We start from the raw sequence: 1,909 nt of genomic DNA, 5'->3' as shown, positions 1-1,909 counted from the left end.
CGGTAGGGCCAGCTGGACCGGCCGAACAGCGGCGCCCTATGGTGGCGTTGACCTGGGCTCGGGGCGCCGCGGTTCCGCCGGCACGCGGCCCCCGACCACCCATCGGACCCAGCCCCCACCAGTCCAGAACAGCAGAAAACCCCGGGCCAAAGGCCCGGGGCCACCGCGCAGGGGAACTACGTGAACATCAGAGAGAGCGCAGCGCTTGCAGGTTTACCGCCCGATCACGCTCTGCCTATTCCTTGGCAAGGTCGTCGAATTCTCCGTCCTTGGCACCCAGCAGGAACGCCCCGACCTCCGCGTGCGTGAACCGGAGAACCGGGCCCGTACCGCCCTGCTTCGAGTCCCGCACGAGGATCAGGCCGTCCTCCTGCTTGAACTCGACGCAGTTGCCCTGCCCGTTGCTGTAGCTGGACTTGCGCCAACCGGCTTCCATGACGCCGTCGTGGTCCTTGCTCATTTGGATTCTGCCTCTCTCATTCTTTGTTCGATGAACTGTTTTGACTCAACCTCCGACAGTGCGACTGTCTGTGCGTGAGCCAGCCGTCGCTGAGCCTGCCGGACCTCCAACGGGTCGTCATGCAGCGGTGTTCCCCACTGGGTTTCATCGAAGCAGACCGGCGGATCTCCCGGCTCGAACTCGAACAGATCGATGCTGTAGACGGTCGTTGGACGCTCAAATGGGATCACCTGAATGCAGACGTTAGGGAGGTCCGCAATCTCCCTGAAGTGCCGCAGCTGTGCGCGGAGGATGTCAGGGCCGCCGAACTCCCAGTGGAGAACTGGCTGACCAATGATCGCGTGATAAACGAGTGGTTCAGGCTCCGTGAGCCGTGTCTGGCGGTGAAGTCTGACTTCAACCTCAGCGTCCGCGCGATCGGGGTCCAGAGTCGGACCGGTGGATAGGATCGCCTCGATGTACGGACGAGCTTGGAGCATCCCAGGCACGAACATCGGTTGGAGTGACCAGGCGGTCCGAGCTTCATTCTCGGTCACCAGGAAGTTGACGTAGGACGCCGTCAAGAATCTGTCATACCGCGTCCACCAAGTGTCCGTCACCGAGTCACGAGCTGCTTCGCAGAGCTTTTCGATTAGGGCTGAGTCGGCGCCGTAATGCTTTGCCAGGGCACGAACGTCCTTCGAGCTGGCCTTGTTGGCCGCGTTCTCGATACGCGAGATCTTCGAGGCACTGATGCCTGTCACTTGCGCTACCGCCTGGAGCGACAGCCCCGCAGTCGTCCGCATGGCCAGCAGCGTCTCTGCCACGTACAGCTGCCTACGGCTGGCCTGGAAGCCCATACCAATCACTCCTCTCAGGCCCAAGTCTGGCATGCCCATCCAGGGCGAGGGTAACGGTAAAGCCTAGGCAAAAATGTGGGACGTAGCTTGCAACGTCCCACATTTGCGGGCAACCTCGATGGTGCGGCCGGATGGACTCCTCCATCTGACGACATGTTAGCGCCGCGCTCATGCACATGCATCCGCCTTTGTGTACAGCGAGGAGCGCATCTTGGACTACGTGGTTACGGAGAGTGTTCAAGCGGACTCTCCCAGCTATGGCACTCTGTTGGGGCGCCCTCACGAGCTCTGGGACACCAGCTTTCTGCCACCTACGGCCCCGACTCAGGTCAAGGTGTTACACCTGCACGCGGATGCGCAGCAGCAGGCTGTGAGCGAGTTAGACGTCCTGCTTGCCGTTCACCTCAAGCCCGAGGACCGTCAGCCGCTCGCCCCGGTGACCGGAAGGGTCGCCGCATGGATGGCCGAGACCAGCGTCACCGCCACCATCACCGTACGTGTCGCATGCGAGGGCTCACGCGCCATCGTCATGCTGTGGGACAACGGCTTGAGTCTGCCGACCCTGCTCGGAGGTCCCGACCACTTCGACGTGATGGCCTACGCCGTCGAG

At 62.4% G+C, this 1,909-nt stretch carries 3 protein-coding genes; 1 reads left to right on the top strand and 2 read right to left on the bottom strand.

What is annotated here, in order from left to right:
* Positions 1-235: 235 nt before the first annotated feature.
* Positions 236-460 carry a DUF397 domain-containing protein gene (locus KDL01_RS40800; protein WP_212534088.1) on the bottom strand — a complete coding sequence of 75 codons (225 nt, stop codon included), beginning with the start codon at positions 458-460 and terminating at the stop codon, positions 236-238.
* Positions 457-1,299 (bottom strand): helix-turn-helix domain-containing protein, encoded by an 843-nt coding sequence (locus KDL01_RS40795; RefSeq protein ID WP_212534087.1) that lies wholly within the window; start codon positions 1,297-1,299, stop codon positions 457-459. The genes KDL01_RS40800 and KDL01_RS40795 overlap by 4 nt, the downstream gene beginning before the upstream one ends.
* Before the next feature lie 370 nt (positions 1,300-1,669).
* Between KDL01_RS40795 and KDL01_RS40790 the strand changes: the two genes are divergently transcribed.
* Positions 1,670-1,909: hypothetical protein (locus KDL01_RS40790; RefSeq protein ID WP_212534086.1), on the top strand; the 240-nt coding region annotated here is incomplete at its 3' end.

Source organism: Actinospica durhamensis, assembly GCF_018139695.1.
Taxonomy (GTDB): domain Bacteria; phylum Actinomycetota; class Actinomycetes; order Streptomycetales; family Catenulisporaceae; genus Actinospica; species Actinospica durhamensis.
The sequence above is the reverse complement of the archived record's forward strand: the minus strand, read 5'-3'. Positions and strand labels throughout refer to the sequence as shown.

Coding starts and splice junctions, on each gene's coding strand:
- KDL01_RS40800 (WP_212534088.1), bottom strand. CDS start 460: ATGAGCAAGGACCACGACGGCGTCATGGAAGCCGGTTGGCGCAAGTCC.
- KDL01_RS40795 (WP_212534087.1), bottom strand. CDS start 1,299: ATGGGCTTCCAGGCCAGCCGTAGGCAGCTGTACGTGGCAGAGACGCTG.